20 protein-coding genes are annotated in these 19719 nt (G+C 32.7%); 12 read left to right on the plus strand and 8 right to left on the minus strand.

The genetic code is table 11. From position 1 onward, the window contains the following. Nucleotides 1-9 precede the first annotated feature (9 nt). The 6 genes from OU788_RS01355 to OU788_RS01380 form a co-directional block, all read right to left on the minus strand. The gene (locus OU788_RS01355) at nt 10-666 is read right to left on the minus strand and encodes a lipid-A-disaccharide synthase N-terminal domain-containing protein (RefSeq protein ID WP_274633498.1); all 657 of its coding nucleotides are present in this window, start codon (nt 664-666) and stop codon (nt 10-12) included. After that, nucleotides 666-1385, minus strand: coding sequence for a glycosyltransferase family 2 protein (locus OU788_RS01360; RefSeq protein WP_274633499.1), 720 nt, complete (start codon nt 1383-1385; stop codon nt 666-668). The genes OU788_RS01355 and OU788_RS01360 overlap by 1 nt, the downstream gene beginning before the upstream one ends. Before the next feature lie 96 nt (nt 1386-1481). Further along, on the minus strand, nt 1482-2204 hold the full coding sequence (locus tag OU788_RS01365) for a YebC/PmpR family DNA-binding transcriptional regulator (RefSeq protein ID WP_274633500.1): 723 nt from the start codon (nt 2202-2204) through the stop codon (nt 1482-1484). Between the two features lie 57 nt (nt 2205-2261). Next, a complete protein-coding gene (locus OU788_RS01370) occupies nt 2262-4259 on the minus strand; it encodes a DUF3352 domain-containing protein (protein WP_274633501.1) in 1998 nt (665 codons plus the stop codon). 15 nt (nt 4260-4274) lie between these two features. Beyond that, entirely contained in the window at nt 4275-5918 is a 1644-nt protein-coding gene (locus OU788_RS01375; protein WP_274633502.1) for an acyl-CoA carboxylase subunit beta, read from the minus strand. Between the two features lie 58 nt (nt 5919-5976). Then, nucleotides 5977-7455 (minus strand): helix-turn-helix domain-containing protein, encoded by a 1479-nt coding sequence (locus OU788_RS01380; protein WP_274633503.1) that lies wholly within the window; start codon nt 7453-7455, stop codon nt 5977-5979. Nucleotides 7456-7605: 150 nt separating this feature from the next. Here OU788_RS01380 and aceB point away from each other — a divergent pair, with 150 nt between their 5' ends. Further along, complete coding sequence (aceB, locus tag OU788_RS01385; RefSeq protein ID WP_274633504.1) at nt 7606-9201, plus strand: malate synthase A; 1596 nt, start codon at nt 7606-7608, stop codon at nt 9199-9201. Between the two features lie 123 nt (nt 9202-9324). Then, nucleotides 9325-10947 (plus strand): isocitrate lyase, encoded by a 1623-nt coding sequence (locus OU788_RS01390; protein WP_274633505.1) that lies wholly within the window; start codon nt 9325-9327, stop codon nt 10945-10947. A 179-nt stretch (nt 10948-11126) separates the two neighbouring features. On the opposite strand, the gene OU788_RS01395 is transcribed toward OU788_RS01390, so the two are convergent. Then, nucleotides 11127-11594: a GNAT family N-acetyltransferase gene (locus tag OU788_RS01395; RefSeq protein ID WP_274633506.1), complete on the minus strand. Its 468-nt coding sequence runs from the start codon at nt 11592-11594 to the stop codon at nt 11127-11129. A 127-nt stretch (nt 11595-11721) separates the two neighbouring features. Here OU788_RS01395 and OU788_RS01400 point away from each other — a divergent pair, with 127 nt between their 5' ends. The 10 genes from OU788_RS01400 to ettA all read left to right on the plus strand — a co-directional run bounded on the left by OU788_RS01400 (nt 11722) and on the right by ettA (nt 18881). Then, nucleotides 11722-12072 carry a DoxX family protein gene (locus tag OU788_RS01400; protein WP_274633507.1) on the plus strand — a complete coding sequence of 117 codons (351 nt, stop codon included), beginning with the start codon at nt 11722-11724 and terminating at the stop codon, nt 12070-12072. Continuing rightward, the gene (locus tag OU788_RS01405; protein ID WP_274633508.1) at nt 12072-12482 is read left to right on the plus strand and encodes an OsmC family protein; all 411 of its coding nucleotides are present in this window, start codon (nt 12072-12074) and stop codon (nt 12480-12482) included. Before OU788_RS01400 ends, OU788_RS01405 begins: the two co-directional genes overlap by 1 nt. Then, nucleotides 12483-13013 carry an NADPH-dependent FMN reductase gene (locus tag OU788_RS01410; protein ID WP_274633509.1) on the plus strand — a complete coding sequence of 177 codons (531 nt, stop codon included), beginning with the start codon at nt 12483-12485 and terminating at the stop codon, nt 13011-13013. Nucleotides 13014-13031: 18 nt separating this feature from the next. Then, entirely contained in the window at nt 13032-13463 is a 432-nt protein-coding gene (locus tag OU788_RS01415; RefSeq protein WP_274633510.1) for a (4Fe-4S)-binding protein, read from the plus strand. Nucleotides 13464-13584: 121 nt separating this feature from the next. Next, nucleotides 13585-13833 (plus strand): glutaredoxin family protein, encoded by a 249-nt coding sequence (locus OU788_RS01420; RefSeq protein WP_274633511.1) that lies wholly within the window; start codon nt 13585-13587, stop codon nt 13831-13833. Between the two features lie 65 nt (nt 13834-13898). Continuing rightward, the gene (locus OU788_RS01425; protein WP_274633512.1) at nt 13899-14339 is read left to right on the plus strand and encodes a MarR family winged helix-turn-helix transcriptional regulator; all 441 of its coding nucleotides are present in this window, start codon (nt 13899-13901) and stop codon (nt 14337-14339) included. 89 nt (nt 14340-14428) lie between these two features. Next, complete coding sequence (locus OU788_RS01430; protein WP_274633513.1) at nt 14429-14731, plus strand: phosphoribosylpyrophosphate synthetase; 303 nt, start codon at nt 14429-14431, stop codon at nt 14729-14731. Between the two features lie 101 nt (nt 14732-14832). Beyond that, the gene (locus OU788_RS01435; RefSeq protein ID WP_274633514.1) at nt 14833-16857 is read left to right on the plus strand and encodes an NADPH-dependent 2,4-dienoyl-CoA reductase; all 2025 of its coding nucleotides are present in this window, start codon (nt 14833-14835) and stop codon (nt 16855-16857) included. 137 nt (nt 16858-16994) lie between these two features. Further along, nucleotides 16995-17171, plus strand: coding sequence for a CAL67264 family membrane protein (locus tag OU788_RS01440; protein WP_231517298.1), 177 nt, complete (start codon nt 16995-16997; stop codon nt 17169-17171). 18 nt (nt 17172-17189) lie between these two features. Next, complete coding sequence (ettA, locus tag OU788_RS01445) at nt 17190-18881, plus strand: energy-dependent translational throttle protein EttA (protein ID WP_274633515.1); 1692 nt, start codon at nt 17190-17192, stop codon at nt 18879-18881. 365 nt (nt 18882-19246) lie between these two features. On the opposite strand, the gene OU788_RS01450 is transcribed toward ettA, so the two are convergent. Then, nucleotides 19247-19702: a hypothetical protein gene (locus OU788_RS01450; RefSeq protein ID WP_274633516.1), complete on the minus strand. Its 456-nt coding sequence runs from the start codon at nt 19700-19702 to the stop codon at nt 19247-19249. Nucleotides 19703-19719 lie beyond the last annotated feature (17 nt).

Below are 19719 nucleotides of genomic sequence, written 5' to 3' on the forward strand. Positions count from 1 at the left end.
AGAATAAGTTTATGAGTTAGTTTTTAACACTTTATCTTGTTTTAATAAGATAAAAACGTTTCTGATATAAATAACAAAACCGAATAATTGTCCAATGAATAATACAGGGTCTTTTCTTATAATCGCATAGCTTAAAATCATAAGCGATCCTACAAGGCTTAACAACCAAAATCCTAAAGGTAACGAAGATTCTTTTTTACGCTCAGAATAAATCCATTGATAGATAAAACGCAGTGTGAAAATAATTTGACCAATACTTCCCCAGATTAATAAGTTAATAGGAATCTCTTCATTGCGGAACAATCGTTCAACATCAATTTGGTTATTCTTAAAGGAATATAGAGCAATTAAAAAAGGAAAAATAAGTAAAAAACCACGCAGAAATTTAGGTAGTTTTATCCACGAATCCTGTAATTGCATATTTCTAATATAGATAAAGTAGGTTAATGATTGCCCTAACATAATGGCAAAATCGTCTCGTAACCATCCGTAAACAAAAAGCAAAAAGGAAGCAATTAAACTTAATTGCCAAAACAATTCAGGTGTTAGTACTCTTTTAACTTTTTCAGATTGAATCCATTGTAATAAAAGCCTTGCTGAAAATAAAATCTGAGCAGCAAAACCGATAATGTATACAAAAGATTTATATGAAAGCCAGTCGCTCATTAGCTAATTTTAGACTTTTCAATAGTATAATTTATATAGCTTTTTCGCATCCATCTGTAAGCAAAAGTGTCACGTAACGCTTTTAAAGATCTATTGAAAATATTGAATTTTGAAGTACCTGCAATACGTTCAAAATGCTGCACTTTTAGTTGTTTTATTTTTCCATTCTGTAATAAAATTAAAGCAGGAATAAAACGGTGCATTCCTTTAAAGAAAGGAATCTTTTTAGCAACATCAGTACGAAGTACTTTTAACGGACAACCAGTATCAATAACTCCATCGTTAATTAAGCTACGGCGTATGCTGTTAGCAATTAACGATTGTATTTTTTTACTTAAAGTATCTTTTCTTTTTCCTCTATATCCAATTACAGCTTGGTAATTATCGATATCCTCTAATAAAATATCGAAATCGTAAGGAGTGGTTTGTAAATCGGCATCGATATATCCGATTAATTCGGTGTCGATATGGTCAATACCAGCTTTGATAGCTGCACTTAATCCGCAGTTTTCTTTAAATTTTAAGTATTCAAAGTCAGGGTTGTTTGTACAGATTTCAGAAATTTTATTGAAACTATCATCGGTAGAACCATCATCAATAAATAAAACCTTGCTTTTAGTTTTACTTTTAGAAAAGTAATCAGTGAACGTACTGTGTATTCTATCTAAGTTATCAATTTCATTAAAAACTGGAATGATGATAGTCATTCTGTAATCCATAGACTAGTTTGTTTTAGTATGACCATGCGAAAGTACAAAAAATAAAAAATCCAATGATAAACTCATTGGATTTTAAATTCTTTATGGAGAAATATCTTATTCTTCCATAGAATGATATACGTTGTTTACGTCATCATCCTCTTCTAATTTTTCTAAAAGTTTGTTTACTTCTTCTTTTTGTTCATCAGAAAGAGCAGTAGTTGTAGTAGGAATTCGTTCAAATTCAGAAGAAATAATTTCAATATTATTTTCTTCTAAATATTTTTGAATAGATCCGAATTGACCGAATGGAGCATATAACATAACTGAGTTGTCTTCTTCATCAGTAAATACTTCTTCAACTTCAAAATCAATCATTTCCATTTCAAATTCTTCTAAATCCATCGTTAATGATTCTTCTTTTATTTTGAAGTTTACTACATGGTCAAACATAAAAGCTACAGAACCAGATGTACCTAAGTTTCCGTTACACTTGTTAAAAGCAGCACGAACATTAGCTACTGTACGATTGTTGTTGTTGGTAGCAGTTTCTACTAAAACAGCTACTCCGTGAGGTGCGTATCCTTCAAATAACACCTCTTTATAGTTTTCTGTGTTTTTATCAGATGCTTTCTTAATAGCACGCTCAACATTGTCTTTAGGCATGTTGGCAGCTTTTGCATTTTGAATAACTACACGTAAACGAGAGTTGGTTTCGGGGTTAGGACCTCCTTCTTTAACCGCCATAACGATATCTTTACCAATACGAGTAAAGGTTTTAGCCATAGCTGACCAACGTTTCATCTTTCTTGCTTTCCTAAATTCGAATGCTCTTCCCATGTGTATTCTGTTTTAATTTTGCTTGGCAAATGTAATTAATGCTGTAAAATATTACAATTAAAATTGTTTTTTGAAAATTACATCACCATTTTGTTCGTTATAGGCCTTCCAAGTGGCGGTTTGCTTATCTTTTTTGTAATGTCCTTTAACTTTTATATTTCCGTTTTGATAATATGATTTGTAAGAACCATCTTTTAAACCATCGTTTAAATCAACTTCAAATTTTAGTTTTCCATTTTCATAAAATTCTTGATACGATTTGGCACTTAAATCTGACGGATGTATAGGAGCGAGGTTAAAAAAGTTTTCTGAACTTTGAGTGTTTATAGAGTCTTTATAAGGAGTTAACTCTTCAAGTAATTTCTTTTTTAATTCCTCCTCTTTTTTAAGATGGATTTCAATTTCTTCTGGATGTTCATAAACAAAAGAAATATTGCTTTTAAATAAATCGTCTTCGGCAATAAGTTGCAAACCGACTTGAGAAAAACAAGTAATATAAGGTTTGTCTTTTTGAAGTTGAGTTCGAGTTTTGTTATCAACTAAACTTAAAAGGTCTTTGTACGAATTTGGTGTGTTAACATAAGCAAACACACTAGATTTCTTTTCGAAATTATAGTTGAAATCATCGAAACTTTCAGAGTTTTCAAGTGTGTAACCTATTAAATGATTGTTGATAATTTCTTTAATAGTGTTCGGACTTGTACTAAAAACAACGAAATCATCAATAATAGTAAAGTAAGGCTTATCCATTTTAGAAAACACATTACCAGCTAGCATTTTAAAGAATCCTTTTAGATCAAAAAAATTAATAGGATAACCTCTATAATCGATTTGTTTATATTTTAGAGGGGTGTTTTCTTTAATTTTTGATAGAATTAATTGAAGGTTTTCTTTAGCGTCATCAATATCATCAGCTTTAATAATAGCAGCGATATCTTTTTTGTTTTTTGAAAGCTCAGTGTTAAAATGAACTAAAGCTATTTCATTCCCAATCCAGCTGTATACATGTTCAGAAACATTTATATCTAACTTATCCTCAATCATTGCAAGTTGATCAGAATACATTTTAAAATCGGCTGGATTTTCTTGTTGAAGTTTTTCTAAGTTACTATTAAAGGTTTTAAAATCATCAAAAGCAAAACTAAGGTATAAAGAAGTGTTTTTCGGAGCTATTTTAGCTACACTACGTTTACCAACTCCTGAATTTTGTAAAACTTTTAAATAGGTTTGTGAATTGCTATCAACATTTGTGTAACCAGTAGCTTGTACTATAACTCCTTCAACTATAGAAATATCTAATCCTGTATAAAAGAAAGCTTGTTTGTTACTATTTAAAAACTCTAAACTAGCAGAGTTTGTAAAACAACTTAAATAATCTTTTAAATATTTGTGTTGAAGATAGATATTAAAAAAGCCATCATTATCTGTTTTCTCTTTTATTTCTACAAAATTTACATCACGACCAATAACAGGGTTTAAGTATTGGTCTATTGATTTCTCAACGAGAGTATGAGTGTAGGAAGCTATTACCTGATTTTTAATAAAAGAAAGGTGTAAGGTTTCTCGTGTCTCTTTATTGTAAAGCTCAATAATTTCATGTTCTTTATATACTCGTTTAGTAACTCTATAACCTTCACCAGCTAAATTACTAATAGCTCTTTTTAGGAAAATGAGTTTGGAGAATTTTTGTAAATCAGCAATATATAATAACCCGTATTTTTTAGGACTGTATACATGTATAGAGATAACTAAGTTACGCTCTCCAATAAAGTCAAAAATTTCTTTTTTAGCTTTAAAAGTATCATCTAAACTATTAAGACCTTCCGATAGTTTATTGATTTGTTGGTTCGTTTGAAGGTGTGCCCAAATTTCACTTGAGCTTATTTCATCCCAAGTGTCAATTGGTCTTTCAGTATCAACAATAAAAACAGCATCATCAGGAACTAAGTAAATAGGTTTAATGTTGTCATTTTCTGATAAGGTGAAAATATACACTTGATAGATTACAAAGCCTATAACAAGGGCAATAATGCCCCAAAACACTTTCCTCTTCATGCTGTTTTCTGTGTTTTAAACTTGTAAAACTCCTAAATTAAAAGGCTTTTCAATAGGAGCGTGGTCAGCAGCTTCTATTCCCATAGAAATCCATGTTCTGGTATCTAGAGGATTAATCACAGCATCAGTCCAAATTCTAGCAGCAGCGTAATATGGAGATATTTGATTATCGTATCTCGATTTAATTTTATCGAATAATTCTGCTTCTTTTTCAGGAGTAATTTTTTCTCCTTTTTTCTTTAAAGCGGCAGTTTCAATTTGTAATAATACTTTAGCAGCAGAAGCACCGCTCATTACAGCTAATTCTGCACTAGGCCATGCGAAAATAAGGCGTGGATCGTAGGCTTTACCACACATTGCGTAATTTCCAGCTCCGTAAGAGTTACCAATAACTACCGTAAACTTAGGGACTACAGAGTTACTCACAGCATTTACCATTTTAGCTCCATCTTTAATAATTCCGCTATGCTCGGATTTACTTCCTACCATAAATCCAGTAACATCTTGTAAGAAAACTAATGGAATTTTCTTTTGATTACAGTTGGCAATAAATCGAGTAGCTTTATCAGCAGAATCATTATAGATTACACCACCAAATTGCATTTCGCTAGGTTTGGTTTTAGCTCCTTTCGATTTTACAATTTTACGTTGGTTAGCAACGATACCTACTGCCCATCCATCAATACGAGCATATCCTGTAATGATAGTTTGACCGTAGCCTGCTTTGTATTCTTCAAAATCAGAATTATCTACCAAACGTTTAATGATTTCCATCATATCGTATTGCTCGTTACGAGCTTTTGGTAAAATTCCGAAAATATCATCTTCGTTTTCTTTTGGAGGGAAAGCTTCTTTACGATTAAAACCAGCTTTGTCATAATCTCCAATCTTATCCATTAAATTTTTAATGGTGTCTAAAGCATCTTTATCATCTTTTGCTTTGTAATCGGTAACACCAGATACTTCACAGTGCGTGGTTGCTCCACCCAACGTTTCATTATCAATAGTTTCACCAATAGCAGCTTTTACTAAATAACTACCCGCTAAGAAAATACTTCCTGTTTTATCTACGATAAGTGCTTCATCACTCATAATAGGCAGGTAAGCACCACCAGCAACACAGCTTCCCATAACAGCAGCAATTTGGGTAATTCCCATGCTACTCATTACCGCATTATTTCTGAAAATTCTTCCGAAGTGTTCTTTATCAGGAAAAATTTCATCTTGCATTGGTAAATAAACCCCTGCAGAATCAACTAAGTAGATGATAGGTAATTTATTTTCAATAGCAATTTCTTGAGCTCTTAAATTCTTTTTACCAGTAATAGGGAACCAAGCACCAGCTTTTACTGTAGCGTCATTAGCTACAACAATACATTGTTTACCACTAACGTACCCCATTTTAACAACTACACCTCCTGAAGGACATCCACCGTGTTCTTGATACATATCTTCTCCTGCAAAAGCAGCGATTTCGATAGATTTTGATTTGTCGTCTAATAAATAGTCGATACGTTCACGAGCAGTCATTTTTCCTTTTTCGTGATGTTTATCAATACGCTTTTGTCCACCTCCTAATTTAACTTTGGCTAAGCGTCTGCGTAAATCTGATACTAAAAGTTTATTGTGGTCTTCGTTTTTATTGAAGTTAAGATCCATGGTAAGTTATTTGTTTGCGTGTGCTAAAATAAGAAAATCAATGTATAAAACAAGGTGTTTAGGTATGCGATTGAATGATGTTTTCTACGATTTTTTCTATTTCTTTATTTCTTGATTGTTTTATTAAAACGCTAGGTTCGGCTACTCGCTCTTTACAATTTTGTACAGCGCAAGTTTCGCAGGTAACTCCAACAGTTCTTTTAATAAACATATCTTCATTAAAAAATTGAAGTTTACGCTTTAAGTGAGGAGAAAGTAGCATACCAATATTCACACTTCTATTGATGTTTTCTTTGAAAGGATCAGCTGTGGCAGCAGATAATACTAAATATTCATTGTCAGAATTTTCGTAGGATGATATTTGAATTCCATAAGCAGATTTTTTCTCTTTGGAAGCTTCTAAATCTTGAATAGTTTTAATCGCAACCCATCTTCTACAATAATGCTCATTATTGCGATTTGCATGTGGACTTTGTTGCTGTGTAATATGTAGTTCCTTGGAAAGCCTATAAATAGGAGAGTCTTCTTTATGTGTAAAGCGTAAAAAGAACAAGTTTTTAATACTAAAATATTTAGGTAGAATATTAGTCAAGCGCTGATAAAAAGTTTCGTCTGAACAATTATAACTTCGGATGATTTTGTGTAATTGCAACGGTTGCCACGTTTGTAAAGAAAATAAATGGGTTAACTTTTTAGTTAAATCATCTTTTGGAATAATTAAAGCTCCTGCAAAATAGGAAGCTATGAAGTTATTCAAGACTTGATCAAAGCTTTCAAATTTTATCCAAGGGAAGGTGTATAAGCGATTTTCTACATCAAGGTAGTTATAGGCTAATTCTTTTGCGTAAATAAATGTTTTTTGAGCTTCACTTATATCATTATATAATAAGAGTGTTTTAGTTTTTGGAATAAAGATGTTTCTTAACTCAGATAATTTTTGATGTTGAGATAATTCTTCAGTATCAATAGTATATCCGTATTCTTCGACTAAAACATCTTCTAAATCTTTAGAGTTAATTGGTTCGTCTAATTTTATATGATAGGCTTTAGCAAAGTCGATGACCTTATTTTCAATATCTTCAAAATAATTATTGTGTGCTTCTTGGTAAGAACGTAAAGCAGCAAGAAAAAAGCTCTCTCTTGTTAAGTTGTAATTTTGAGCAATTTTAATAATGGTGCTAATAAACGCATTTACTTTTGCAGGGGCGTTGGCAATAATATCAATTAAATTGTTTTCCTGAATACCAAATAGGTCAAGCGGTATTTCTTTTAAAATTTTCGATTGTAAAATCTCACCAATTGGAGCTAAGTTTTTATCAAGTTTTAAGGATACCAAATGATCGTAAGGTACTTCTAACTTCTCAGAAAGGATAACAATTTTATCGGTTTTTGGATACTTTTTTCCTTTTTCAATTTCATTTAAATATGATTTAGATAAACCAGTTAGTTTGGCTAATCCAAAGAGTGATAGGTTTTTATCGGTGCGTATTTGTTTCAGTTTTAAACCAAAAACAAGTCTGATGTATTCTTCTTCCAAAGTGTTTTATTAAAAGATTCGTAATTCAAAGGTATAAAAATTAGCGAATTAATAAAAATTAGTAAAATTTATAATTTTAGCGAACGTTCGCTTTTTTGTTTCGATTCTTTTTTTTAATATTGAAGTATCAATCAATAAAAATAAAATAGTATGAATCAAGATGTTTTAGTAAAAGAAGTTCAATGTATAGGTTTTGATGCTAGTAAGTATGAAAGTGTTTTGGCAGAAGAAGCAAAAGCATTTTTGATACAACTACACGAAAAATTCAATAAGCAAAGACTCCAGTTATTAGAAGAAAGAGAAATAGAACAAGCGTATTTTGATGCTGGAAACTTTCCTTCTTTTCCTTCTGAAACCAAAGAAATAAGAGAAAGTAATTGGGTTTGTGCTGAGTTACCAGAAGATTTATTAGATAGAAAGGTAGAGATTACTGGACCTGTGGATCGAAAAATGGTTATCAATGCTTTGAATTCAGGGGCAAAAATGTTTATGGCAGATTTTGAAGATAGTAACTCGCCAACGATTCAAAATATTTTAGATGGACAGATAAATTTAAGAGATGCTGTAAACAAAACAATTTCATTTTACAATGCGTCAAAAAATAAAACGTATCAATTAAATGAGAACGTAGCTACGTTATTAGTACGCCCAAGAGGTTTGCATTTAAACGAAAAACATTTGTTGGTAGAAGGTGTAGAAATGTCTGGTTCTCTGGTAGATTTCGGTTTGTTCTTCTTTCATAACATCAAAACTTTGTTAGCGAAAGGAAGTGCTACTTATTTTTACCTACCTAAACTAGAACATTACAAAGAAGCTCGATGGTGGAATGATGTTTTTGTATTTGCACAAGACTATATTGGAGTTCCTCAAAAAACTATTAAAGCAACGGTATTGATTGAAACGATTACGGCAAGTTTTCAGTTAGATGAAATTATTTATGAGTTAAAAGATCACATGGCAGGTTTAAACTGTGGGCGTTGGGATTATATCTTCTCATATATTAAAAAGTTCAGGAATCATACCAATTTCTTTGTTCCAAATAGGGCACAAATAACGATGGAAACCCCATTTATGGAAGCCTATTCGTTACGTGTTATTCAAACTTGTCATAAACGTAGAGTACATGCGATGGGCGGAATGGCAGCACAAATCCCTGTTAAGAATGATGAGGCAGCTAACAAAGTAGCTTTTGATAAAGTAAGAAAAGGGAAGGAGAGAGAAGTAATGAATGGGCATGATGGCACTTGGGTGGCGCATCCTGGATTGGTGTCGTTGGCGATGGAAGTGTTCGATGCACACATGAAAACACCTAATCAGATAGATAAATTAAGAGAAGATGTTCATATAACAGAAGAAGCTTTGGTACAACAACCATTGGGAACTATTACAGAAGAAGGAATTAGAGAAAATATCAATGTAGGTATTTTGTATATAGAATCTTGGTTGATGGGACAGGGAGCAGCAGCTTTATATAATTTAATGGAAGACGCAGCAACTGCTGAAATTTCTAGAACACAAGTGTGGTTGTGGTTACAGAATAATGAGTTGTTAGAAGATGGACGCACATTTACAGAAGGAATGTATGAGCAATTCAAAAAAGAAGAACTCAAAAAAATAAAAAGTTATGTAGGTAAAGATAGGTACAGCAAAGGAAAGTTTGAATTAGCGGTTCAATTATTTGATGAGTTAATTTTAAATAAAGAATTTGTTGAGTTTTTAACCCTACCAGCATATAAATATTTGTAGAGAAAAGCAATTAAACTTAAAATATTTAAATCTCGATTATCGAGAAAAAGCCCCCAAAAATGCGGCAACATTTAAGAGGGCAAGCTATCAATAAAAATTAATAACCTTATCAATTACAAAATTATGAAAAATTTAGCACACGCTAATTATAGTTCTGCTTTACAAACTGTAAAAGAATTAAAGAAAAAGTACGGAGCAACTTGGAACTCAGTTTCTCCTGAAAATGCTGCTAGAATGGTGGCGCAAAACCGTTTTAAAACAGGTTTAGATATCGCTAGATATACTGCTGCTATCATGCGAAAAGATATGGCAGATTACGATGCAGATTCATCTAATTATACACAATCGTTAGGGTGCTGGCACGGATTTGTTGCACAACAAAAAATGATTGCGGTAAAAAAACATCACAAAACAACGAGTAAACGATATTTATATCTTTCAGGATGGATGGTTGCTGCATTACGCTCTGAATTCGGACCGTTACCAGACCAATCGATGCATGAAAAGACAGTGGTTCCAGCTTTGATTGAAGAAATTTATGACTTTTTACGTCAAGCGGATGCAGTTGAGTTAAATGATTTATTTAGAAGATTAGAAAACGGAGAAGATGTGCAAGACGAAATCGATAATTTTGAAACACATGTGGTACCCATCATAGCTGATATCGATGCTGGTTTTGGAAATGAAGAAGCAACTTATTTATTGGCTAAAAAAATGATTCAAGCGGGTGCTTGTGCTATCCAGATAGAAAACCAAGTTTCTGATGCCAAACAATGCGGACATCAAGATGGAAAAGTAACAGTGCCACACGAAGATTTTATAGCGAAGTTAAACGCGATTCGATATGCTTTTTTAGAATTGGGAGTAGAAGATGGGATTATTGTTGCTAGAACCGATTCGGAAGGAGCAGGGTTAACTCAAAAATTACCAGTAAGTCAAGAACCAGGAGATTTAGCTTCTCAATATTTAGCCTTTGTAGAAGCTGAAGAAATCACAATAGATGAAGCAAAAGAAGATGATGTGCTGTTAAAACGTGAAGGAAAGTTAGTACGTCCTGTACGTTTAGCAAACGGTTTGTATAAGTTTAGAGAAGGAACCAATATTGATAGAGTAGTGTTAGATTGTATTACTAGTTTACAAAACGGAGCTGATTTATTATGGATTGAAACGCCAACACCTCATGTAGGCCAAATTGCACATATGGTAAATAGAGTACGAGAAGTAGTTCCTAATCCGAAGTTGGTGTATAACAATTCGCCTTCGTTTAACTGGACGTTGAATTTCCGTAATCAAGCATATGATGAAATGGTTGCAGAAGGAGAAAATATGACGGGATACGACAGAAACAATTTAATGAATGCAGCTTACGACGGAACAGAACTGTGTCACAGGGCTGATGAGAAAATCCGTACTTTCCAAATAGATAGTGCAAGAGAGGCAGGAATTTTCCATCACTTAATTACGTTACCAACCTATCATACCACGGCATTACATATGAACGATTTAACCGAAGGTTATTTTGGTAATGAAGGAATGTTAGCCTATGTAAGAGGAGTACAACGACAAGAAATTAGAAAAGGAGTGTCGTGTGTAAAGCATCAACGAATGGCAGGTTCTGATTTAGGAGATGATCATAAAACATTTTTTGCAGGAGAAAATGCTTTAAAAGCAGGAGGAGAAAAGAATACATCTAATCAGTTTGAAACTTCTTCAAAAAATAAAGAAGTTGTAGAAGAGGTAGCATAAATACTTTAATAGTTAGTGTATAAATAATTTTAGTTGTCTGTAAATTTCCCGTTTATGTTTAGTTTGTTTCAGTTGTTTGTTTGCATAACGGGAAATTTTATCAAGTGCTAAAAAATAAAAAAGTTATAAACTTATAATTAGCAGTTGTAAATTTTATTTTGAAGTTTACTCTCTTACTTTTAAGGGAGTTTTGTTTTTAGCTCCATTTTAATATTACATCGTTCGTACGGACAATTTTCTTCTACAGCAATTTCTGCAAAACCATATTTTCTATAGATATAAATAGCATTTTCTAAAACAGTGTTTGAATATAAAACAAGCTTGTCAAAGTCGTTTTTTTGAGCAAAATTAATGCAGTGTTGCATCAGTTTCTGTCCTATTTTGTGTCCTCTATGATTAGGTGAAACAGCCATTTTTGTTAGCTCATAAACATTTGGTTCACTCATAGGTATTAAGGCAACTGTGCCTACAATTTCATTATTTAATTTGGCAAAGAAAATGTATCCGCCTTTATCAATAATGTATTTGTTAGGGTTGCTTAAAACTTCTTCATCGTAAGGTTCTACGTAGAAAAAAGTTCGTAGCCATTCAATATTCAAATTGTAAAAACTTGAAGCGTATTCTTCTTTATAATCAATTATTTCCATCAGTTTAGTTTATTCCTATAAATATATAAAGATAATTTAAAAACCAATTAATTACCGTGTTTTTATATTCCATGGTATATATTTGGTTGTTTTTCATACATTTGTAAAGAATTTAAAAACAAACAAAATGAAAAAAGACAAAATTATTTTTTATGTAGCTACCAGTTTATTAACCTTGTTAATGTTTTTCTCGTCAGGAATGTACTTTTTTAATTATGAAGAAGTAGCTAAAATGTTTGAAGCATTTGGGTATCCAACTTACATTATTTACCCGTATGCAGTAGTTAAATTGTTAGGATTGGTAGCGCTATGGTTTTTTAGAGGTAAGTTTTTAAATGAATGGGCGTATGCAGGGTATTTCTTTGCGTTTATTTTGGCATTTTTTGCTCATTTTATGATTGGAGATGGTGAGCAAATGGGAGCTATAATTGCTATGATTCTATTAATAGTTTCATATATTTATAGTAAAAAAATATAATGAGCAACAATCCAACAGCAACAGTTACTTTAACTGACCGAAATTACTTAGCAGAAGGCAAAATGAGAAATCATTTTGCTGTTATTGATGAACCTTTAGATAAAGGTGGAGATGATAACGGACCAACTCCAGTAGAATATTTATTAACTGCAATAGGTGGTTGTGTTTCTATCACTTTGCGTATGTATGCAGAGCGTAAAGGTTGGGATTTAGGAAAAATCACGGTAAATGTGAGTCAAAAAGAACAACTAACTCCCGAAGGAATAAAAAAATCATTGAATGAAGAAATTTCTTTTGAAAAAGAAGTTACAGAAGAACAACGTACCAAGTTGTTAGAAATAGCAGGTAAATGTCCTGTAGCAAAAATGGTAAAAGGAGAGACAGAAATAAATTCAAAAATAACAACATAAATGAAGAAAATTATTGCATTTGCAGGTAGTAACAGCAAAAAATCCATAAACAAACAATTGGTGGTATATGCCTCTAGTTTATTAAATGACTTTGAGGTAGAAGTTTTAGATTTGAATGATTACCCACTGCCAATTTATGGGATTGATGAAGAAATGGAGAATGGATTTCCTGCGAATGTAATAATCTTTTTAAACAAGATTAAAGACGCTGATGGTATTATGTTATCATTAGCTGAACATAACGGAAATTTTACCGTGGCTTTTAAGAATATTGTAGATTGGATGTCGCGTATAGAAAAAAAGCTTTGGAACGATAAACCAATGTTGTTGTTATCTACATCACCTGGAGGAAGAGGAGGAGCTTCTTCTATGGCGATTGCTAAAAACGGATTTCCGCACATGGGAGCAAATATCATAACCGATTTTTCTTTACCAAAATTTTATGATAACTTTAAAGACGGAAGTGTTGTAAATGAGGTATTTAATGAAAATTTGATAAGAGCAGTGAAGACTTTCGAGAAAGAGGTATAATTCTTAAAACATAAAGTCATGTCAGGAGCTAAAGAAATTATTAAAAAGTACAGTAATGATGATATTACTGTAGTTTGGCAACCCAATAAGTGTATCCATTCTAAAAAATGTTGGAAAGGATTAATACAAGTATTCAATCCGCAGAATAAACCTTGGGTCAATATGGACGGAGCTTCTACAGATAAAATAAAAAAACAAGTAGAAGAATGCCCGTCTGGAGCGCTATCCTATATGTCTAAAAAGGATGGAAGTCAAGCAGCTGCACATACTGAAACAAAAGTAGAAGCCTTAGAAGATGGTCCGTTATTAATTTACGGAACATTACATGTTACAAATTCAGACGGAAAGGTTGAAAAGAAAAGTAAAACAACGGCCTTTTGTAGGTGCGGTGCTTCTCAAAATAAACCCTATTGTGATGGAGCTCATGTAAAAGTTGAGTTTAAAGGATAATATTTCCCTATGTAAAAAGGGTAGTTAAAAAATATTCCATTTAATTATTTGAAATAGATTTATTTTCCTTGGTAAATAATTAAGGGTTGTTGTATTTTTGCAAAAAAGAAAGGAGATTAAAATGAAGATAGTTTTATACGGAAGAAAAGGACATGCGCATACTGTAGCTTATAAGAACTTTTTAAATTCTGCAGAAGTGCCTTTTGTATACAAAGACGTTTCTATAGATGAAGAAGCTAGAGAGCATAGTAAAGAGTTGTATGAAGGGCAAGTAAAGTATCCAACTTTATTTATTGATGATGAAGTGTACTTAACACCAACATCAGATACGTTTAACAAATTAATGCAAGATTTAAAACTAAGAGGGTAGTTAGTCATAGCTAGTACATTTGTTATTAATTAACAGCTAAAAGCAAACAGCCAATAACCAAAACTATGGGCGATATTTCAAAAGACATCAATTCCAAATTTCCAAATGATAGAATTAAAGCATTTATCAATATAAAATACACTGCGAATTGGGTAAGCAGTAAAGAGAATGAGTTTTTTAAACAATACAGTATCTCTTCGCAACAATTTAATATCCTACGTATTTTAAGGGGAGCTAAAGAAGCAATTAAAGTGCAAACAATTAAGGATAGAATGATTGAACGCGCGCCAAACGCTACAAGATTAATGGATAAACTTTGTGAGAAAGGTTTAATTAATCGTATACGTTGCGAACATGATAGAAGAGTAGTTTACATAAGTATAACTAAGAAAGGAGAGGAGTTGTTGGAAGAAATTGATAAAAATTTACATTTAGATTTTGTTGATAACCTAACAGAGGAGGAAGCGACTCAGCTCAGTAATTTATTAGATAAAATAAGACAGTAACCACCGTTTTTTACTCTTTTTTTATGGCTATAATTGAGGTTGTGATTTAAAAGTTGTATCTTTAAAAGTAAGCTAAAAAGATTACAATTATGTATACATACGACACACTTTCAGAAGCCTTAAATGATCTACAAAAAAGAGGCTTTACGCATGATTTTAACCTCACTTATTCACAAATAGAAAGTAAAACGACCAAAGAAGTTTATTCACCAGAAGTTTTTGAAGTAGTTGAGGTATATCGTTTTGAAGGTATGAGTAGTCCAGGTGATAATTCGGTTGTGTATGCAATTCAAACCAAAACAGGAGTTAAAGGAGTTTTAGTAGATGCTTATGGGGTTTACGCAGACTCACTCTCTCCAGAAATGATTCAAAAACTCCATTTTAGCAGATAATAAAATATAGAGCTCGAAGATGTAAACTTCGAGTTTTTTATTTTCTAAAAAATCGTATCTTGCCATTTATTATGCGTGCATAATATTTTAATACTAGAATAATGAAGTACAAACATATTTTTGAACCTTTAGATTTAGGATTTACAACCTTGAAAAATAGAATCTTAATGGGGTCTATGCATACAGGTTTAGAGGAAGAAAAAAACGGAATAGAACGTATTGCTGCTTATTATGCTGAACGTGCTAAAGGTGGAGTAGGGTTGATTGTTACAGGAGGAATTTCGCCTAATATTCAGGGGTGGACAGCACCTTTTTCTGCTCGTATGAGTACGAAAAAACATGCACGTGAGCATAAAGTAATCACAGAAGCAGTGCATAAAGAAGGCGGGAAAATATGTATGCAAATTTTGCATTCAGGTCGCTATGGATATCATCCGTTTAATGTAGCTCCTTCAAAAATTCAATCGCCAATCACACCGTTTAAACCATTTGCGTTAAAACAATCAGGAATACGAAGAACAGTAAAAGATTTTGTTAACTGCGCGAAGTTATCGCAAGAAGCAGGGTATGATGGAGTAGAAATCATGGGGTCTGAAGGTTATTTAATTAATCAATTTATTGTTACAAGAACCAATAAAAGAACAGATGAGTACGGAGGAGAATATGAAAATAGAATCCGTTTAGCTGTTGAATTGGTACGTAAAATTAGAGAAGCAGTAGGTGAAAATTTTATCATCATCTATCGTTTGTCAATGTTAGATTTGGTTGAACAAGGAAGTTCTTGGGAAGAAGTAGTACAATTAGGAAAAGAAATAGAAAAAGCTGGAGCAACCATTATCAATACAGGTATTGGTTGGCATGAAGCGAGAATACCAACTATAGCAACATCGGTTCCTAGAGCAGCATTTACTTGGGTTACCAAAAAAATGAAAGAGGAGTTATCTATTCCATTAGTTACTTCCAACAGAATTAACATGCCAGAAACTGCTGAAAAAGTGTTAGCAGAAGGTCATGCAGATATGATTTCTATGGCTCGTCCATTTTTAGCGGATCCAGAATGGGTAAATAAAGCAAAAGAAGAAAGAGTAGATGAAATAAATACTTGTATAGCTTGTAACCAAGCTTGTTTAGATCATGCTTTTCAGAAGAAAGTGGCAAGCTGTTTAGTAAATCCGAGAGCTTGTCATGAAACGGAATTGAACTATAATCCGACTTCAAAAAAGAAAAAAATAGCAGTAGTAGGAGCAGGTCCAGCAGGGTTAGCAGCTTCAACTGTAGCAGCACAAAGAGGACATCAAGTAACTTTGTTTGATGCTGATTCAGAAATCGGAGGGCAATTCAATATTGCTAAGCAAATTCCAGGGAAAGAAGAATTTTACGAAACAATTAGATATTTTAACAAGCAGCTAGAATTACACAACGTAAATGTAAAGTTAAACACACGAGTTACTGCGGAAGATTTATACAATGCAAATTTTGATGAGGTTATTCTAGCTACTGGAATTACGCCAAGAACTCCTAGAATTGAAGGAATCGATCACGAAAAAGTTTTGAGTTATATAGATGTTGTAAAATTAAAGAAACCTGTTGGTAAACGTGTTGCAGTTATTGGAGCAGGAGGAATTGGTTTTGACGTTTCAGAATACTTAGCCCACGAAGGAGAAAGTACTTCTCAAAATATAGATGCATGGTTAGAAGAATGGGGAATTGATAAAAAGTTAGCAGCACGTGCAGGAATAGAAGGTGTAACACCTAAAATTCATCCTTCTCCTAGAGAAATATTTATGTTTAAGCGTAGTTCAGGAAAGTTTGGTGGTAACTTAGGAAAAACTACAGGATGGATTCATCGCTCTGTATTAAAAAAGAAAAAAGTACAGTTTATTAATGAAGTACAATACACAAAAATTGATGATGAGGGCTTACACTATACACAAAACGAAGAGCAAAAAGTATTACCAGTAGATAATGTAATTATTTGTGCAGGTCAGGTTCCGTTTAAAGTATTGTTAGAGCCTTTACAAGCAAAAGGAATGAAAGTACATGTAATAGGTGGAGCAGACGTAGCAGCAGAATTAGATGCAAAGAGAGCGATAAATCAAGGAAGTAGATTAGCTGCTGAAATTTAGCTTTATATAAATTTAAAATCACTAAAAAAGTCTTGCTTTCGCAGGACTTTTTTTATGCGTATTATAAACATGAATAAGTGTAAATAATTACCGATATTTGTGGCTCACAATTTTTTTGAAAAAAGTAAATTATGGCAATGAACAAAAACACTGTCCTAGGTTGGGCAACGCTTATAATGATTTTAATGGGAATATTACTTATTGGATTAGCAATATTCAAGTATGATGAAATAGCTGGATATGGCTTTGGTGCTGTAGGTTTAGGTTTTTTTGCAAATGCATGGGTGTTTAATGCCCTAAAAGGTAGAGTTTAATTAAGAAAATACAAGAAAATGAGCGACGATAAAAAAGTCATTTTTTCAATGAATAAGGTCTCTAAGACCTATCAAAGTACAGGAAAACAAGTTTTAAAAGATATTTATTTAAGTTTCTTTTACGGAGCTAAAATTGGTATTTTAGGTTTAAACGGTTCGGGTAAATCTACCTTGTTAAAGATTATTGCAGGAGTAGAAAAGAATTATCAAGGAGATGTTACTTTTTCTCCAGGGTATAAGGTTGGATACTTAGAGCAAGAACCGCAATTAGACGAAGAAAAAACTGTTTTAGAAGTTGTTAAAGAAGGAGTAGCAGAAACGGTTGCTATTTTAGATGAATACAACAAAATAAACGATATGTTTGGATTGGAAGAAGTGTATTCTGATCCAGATAAAATGGATAAGTTAATGGCGCGTCAGGCGGAGCTACAAGATAAAATAGATGCTTCAAACGCTTGGGAATTAGATACCAAGTTAGAAATTGCAATGGATGCCTTACGTACCCCTGAAGGAGATAAAAAAATCGGAGTATTATCTGGAGGAGAGCGTCGTCGTGTAGCCTTATGTCGTTTATTATTACAAGAACCAGAAATTTTATTACTTGATGAGCCTACCAACCACTTAGATGCTGAGTCGGTACACTGGTTAGAGCATCATTTAGCACAATATAAAGGAACGGTAATTGCGGTAACGCACGACCGTTATTTCTTAGATAACGTTGCAGGATGGATTTTAGAATTGGATAGAGGTGAAGGTATTCCTTGGAAAGGAAACTACTCTTCTTGGTTAGATCAAAAATCTCAACGTTTAGCACAAGAAAGTAAAACTGCTTCTAAGCGTCAAAAGACCCTAGAACGAGAGTTAGAATGGGTTCGTCAAGGAGCAAAAGGTCGTCAAACTAAGCAAAAAGCACGTTTGAAGAACTATGAAAAATTAATGAGCCAAGACCAAAAGCAAACGGAAGAAAAATTAGAAATCTACATTCCGAATGGTCCACGTTTGGGAACCAATGTAATAGAAGCTACAGGTGTTTCTAAAGCATATGGAGATAAATTATTATACGAAAACTTAGAGTTCAATCTTCCACAAGCAGGAATTGTTGGAATTATTGGTCCGAACGGAGCAGGTAAAACTACTATTTTCAGAATGATCATGGGAGAAGAAACTCCTGATGCTGGAAACTTTTCTGTTGGGGAAACAGCTAAAATAGCCTATGTAGATCAGTCGCATTCAAATATTGATCCTGAAAAAACTATTTGGGAAAACTTCTCAGAAGGTCAGGATTTAGTAATGATGGGAGGAAAGCAAGTAAACTCTAGAGCATACTTAAGTCGTTTTAATTTCTCAGGAAATGAGCAAAATAAAAAAGTATCTACATTATCAGGGGGAGAGCGTAACCGCTTACATTTAGCAATGACGTTAAAGGAAGAAGGAAACGTACTTTTATTAGATGAGCCAACAAACGATTTAGATGTAAATACCTTACGAGCGTTAGAAGAAGGTTTAGAAAATTTTGCAGGATGTGCCGTAGTAATTAGTCACGATCGTTGGTTCTTAGATCGTATTTGTACACATATTTTAGCTTTTGAAGGAAATAGCCAAGTGTATTTCTTTGAAGGTTCTTTCTCTGATTATGAAGAGAACAAAAAGAAACGTTTAGGAGGTGATTTAATGCCAAAACGTATCAAATACAAGAAGTTAATTAGATAATAATTAGTTATCATAAATTAGATAAAACAAAACTCGAAGTTAGCAGCTTCGAGTTTTTTCTTTTTCTATAACAATTATCCCCTCAATGTTAAACTGTTTTGTAGATAGTTTTTCATAGTAATGGTATTATGTTACTAATTTAAAAATTAACAATTATCATTCCGAAAATCTATTCTTTTTGTTTAATTATTGCTTTAACTGTAATTTATAATGGTTTTAATTAAGGTTTTTTAAAAATTTAATTATTAAAATAACAAAAGCTCACCAATTGGTGAGCTTTGTATATCTTAAGGTTGAGAACCTAATATTTAAACCTGATAAATAAATAGAGATTAAATAGTTCTCTAGTTATGTACTTCCTTTTTTTACTGATGATAAGCAGCGTTATGAGCTAAATCCCCATTACAACTGTTACATTTTCCAGCAGCATCTCCACCACCAGCACAACCATTAGCACAGGTATAATGATATTGTCCAGAAGCATTTGGTCCACTAGAAGTAGTTGGAGCTATAGGTGTCGATATTGGTGTGTTTGAGTTCGTGTTTTGAGAATTGTGAAACGCTTGGTTATGCGCAAGAGGAGTTTTACAAACAGGACAAGCGGTGCCTTGTATACTTGATGTACCTCCTTCACAATTTTTAGGACATATATAATGTGCTCCTCCAATAATATTAACAGTACTATTGTTAGCATTTGGAAGTTGAGGAGCTGGACGTTCGTTAAAAGGAACTGTTAACGGGTTTACAGGTGCTTTCTTTTCTTCTGTTTTACAAGAATAAAAACAGCATAATAAAACGAATAGTGTGAATATTTTTTTCATATTTCAAATATAAAAAA

This window comes from Tenacibaculum sp. L6 (assembly GCF_028823685.1).
GTDB lineage: Bacteria > Bacteroidota > Bacteroidia > Flavobacteriales > Flavobacteriaceae > Polaribacter.